Genomic DNA, 2,197 nt, shown 5'->3' with positions numbered 1-2,197 from the left:
ACGTCCGCGACGAGGAAGCAACGGCGCGGTCGGCTTGCGGGCTCATAGGTCCGATTCTCCCAGAAGCAGGTCGGCCGTCGGGAGCTGGGATACTGGATTTCGTGACCACGCAGCAGCCGGCGCCGGCGCCCAAGACGGCCAAGCCACGGCTGCTGCAGGATGGGCGCGACATGTTCTGGTCGATCGCCCCGTTGGCGGTGGCGTGCATCCTGTTGGCGGGCTTGGTCGGGATGTGTTCGTTTGCGCCCAGCGGCACGAACACCGGAACCATCCCGTCCTACGACGCCGCCAGCGCGCTTCGGGCCGACGCCCAGACGCTCGGTTTCCCGATCCGGCTGCCGCGGTTGCCGCAGGGCTGGCAGTCGAACTCCGGTAGCCGCGGCGGCATCGAGAACGGGCGAACCGACCCCGCCAACGGTCAGCGGCTTAACGCGGCCACCTCGACCGTCGGATACATCAGCCCGACCGGGATGTACCTGGGTCTGACCCAAAGCGACGCCGACGAGGACAAGCTGGTCCGCTCCATCCACTCGTCGATGTACCCGACCGGCACCGTCGACGTCGACGGCACTCGCTGGATCGTCTACCAGGGCAGCGATCAAGGAGGAGCCACCGAGCCGGTGTGGACCACCCGGTTGGGCGGCGCGCCCGGCGGCACCCAGATCGCGATAACCGGCGCCGGAAGCACCGACCAGTTCCGTACGCTGGCAGCGGCCACCCAATCCCAACCGCCGCTGCCCGCGAGCCGATAGAAGGACCCGTCGATGACCGCACCCGAAGCCGACCTCACCGGGTGGTCGGCAACCCCGTTCACCGGCGGCGGCTACACCCACGACGTCTACCGCAAGGGCGAGGGCCCCGGTGTGGTGCTGATTCCCGAGATCCCCGGCATCCATCCCGGCGTTCTGGCATTGGGAAATCATCTGGTGGACAACAACTTCAGCGTGGCGATCCCGTCGTTGTTCGGCACACCGGGGCGGCCGCTGTCGGTCGCCTACGCGCTTCCGACGATGGCCCGTGCCTGCGTGGCAAGGGAATTCGCGGCGTTTGCGACCCACAAGCAACGGCCGGTGGCGGTATTCCTGCGGGCGCTGGCCCGCGACCTCAATGCGGTCACGCCAGGCAAGGGCGTCGGGGTGATCGGCCAGTGCTTCACCGGCGGCTTCGCGCTGGCTGCCGCGGTCGACGACAGCGTGCTGGCGCCGGTGCTCAGCCAGCCGTCGCTGCCGATTCCGATCACTCGCGCGCAGCGGCGCGACCCCGGGGTGAGCGAACACGAACTGAACGTCGTAGCTGAGCGTGCCGCCAATGACGGCTTGTGCGCCATGGGATTACGGTTCAGCGAGGACAAGCTGTCACCGCGCGAGCGGTTCCAAACACTCAAGGACAAGCTCGGCGACGCATTCGAGGTGATCGAAATCGACTCGGGCCCGGGCAACGAATACGGCTTTACCCGGATGGCGCATTCGGTGCTGACCGACGAGGTCCGCGAGACCGACGGCCACCCGGCCTACGAGGCCCGCAAGCGGGTCGTCGAGTTCCTCACCCAGCGGTTGACCTAGCGGCCTGCCGGGCGCGCTGGCGCTCGACGAACCCGATCGACATCCGTTGCAGCAGACCGGGTGCCAGGCGGCCCAATAGCCACGCGGCGTGCGCGCGTTTGGGCACGACCAGCAGCGCCTTATTGCGCTGGATCGCCCGCAACGTGTCCCGGGCCAGCCGGTCGGGGTCGTAGGCGGTCTTCATGCCCTGGCCGCCCAGGTAGTAGTCGCGGCCCACGAACCCGCCGACCGCGCCCTTGTCCAGGATGGGCGTCTCCACGGCGGCCGGGCAGATGGCCAGCACGCCCACCCCGCGCGAGACGGCCTCGGAGCGCAACGCCAGCGACAGCCCGACAATGGCGTGCTTGGTCATCACGTAGCTGGTGATCTGTCCAGCCGCGGTCAGCCCGGCCATCGACGCGGTATTGACGATATGGCCATGCCCCTGGCGCAGCATCACCGGATAGGCGGCGGCCACACCATGCACCACGCCACGGATGTTGACGTCGATGATCGCGTTCCACTGCTGCAGCGTCAGTAGTTCGGTGTCGCCGCCCCAGGCGATGCCGGCGTTGTTGAACATCAAATCGAGGTGGCCGGCGCGGGCCACCACGTCGTCGACGACGCCCTGCACCGCGGCCGCGTCGGTGACGTCG

3 protein-coding genes are annotated in these 2,197 nt (G+C 68.5%); 2 read left to right on the top strand and 1 reads right to left on the bottom strand.

What is annotated here, in order from left to right; all coding sequences use genetic code 11:
- Positions 1 to 92: 92 nt before the first annotated feature.
- Complete coding sequence (locus ACFE99_RS17035; protein ID WP_375487328.1) at positions 93 to 752, top strand: DUF4245 domain-containing protein; 660 nt, start codon at positions 93 to 95, stop codon at positions 750 to 752.
- A gap of 12 nt (positions 753 to 764) precedes the next feature.
- Positions 765 to 1,562, top strand: coding sequence for a dienelactone hydrolase family protein (locus tag ACFE99_RS17030; protein ID WP_375487320.1), 798 nt, complete (start codon positions 765 to 767; stop codon positions 1,560 to 1,562).
- Here the strand turns inward: ACFE99_RS17030 and ACFE99_RS17025 are convergent.
- The coding region (locus ACFE99_RS17025) for an SDR family NAD(P)-dependent oxidoreductase (protein WP_375487318.1) at positions 1,543 to 2,197 on the bottom strand (655 nt) is incomplete at its 5' end. The genes ACFE99_RS17030 and ACFE99_RS17025 overlap by 20 nt on opposite strands.

This window comes from uncultured Mycobacterium sp., assembly GCF_964249325.1.
In the GTDB taxonomy this organism is placed as follows: domain Bacteria; phylum Actinomycetota; class Actinomycetes; order Mycobacteriales; family Mycobacteriaceae; genus Mycobacterium.
This window is presented reverse-complemented; position numbering and strand designations above follow the sequence as displayed.

What these genes read in the sequence shown, in the direction of transcription:
- ACFE99_RS17030 (WP_375487320.1), top strand. Translation starts at nt 765, where the DNA reads ATGACCGCACCCGAAGCCGACCTCACCGGGTGGTCGGCAACCCCGTTC.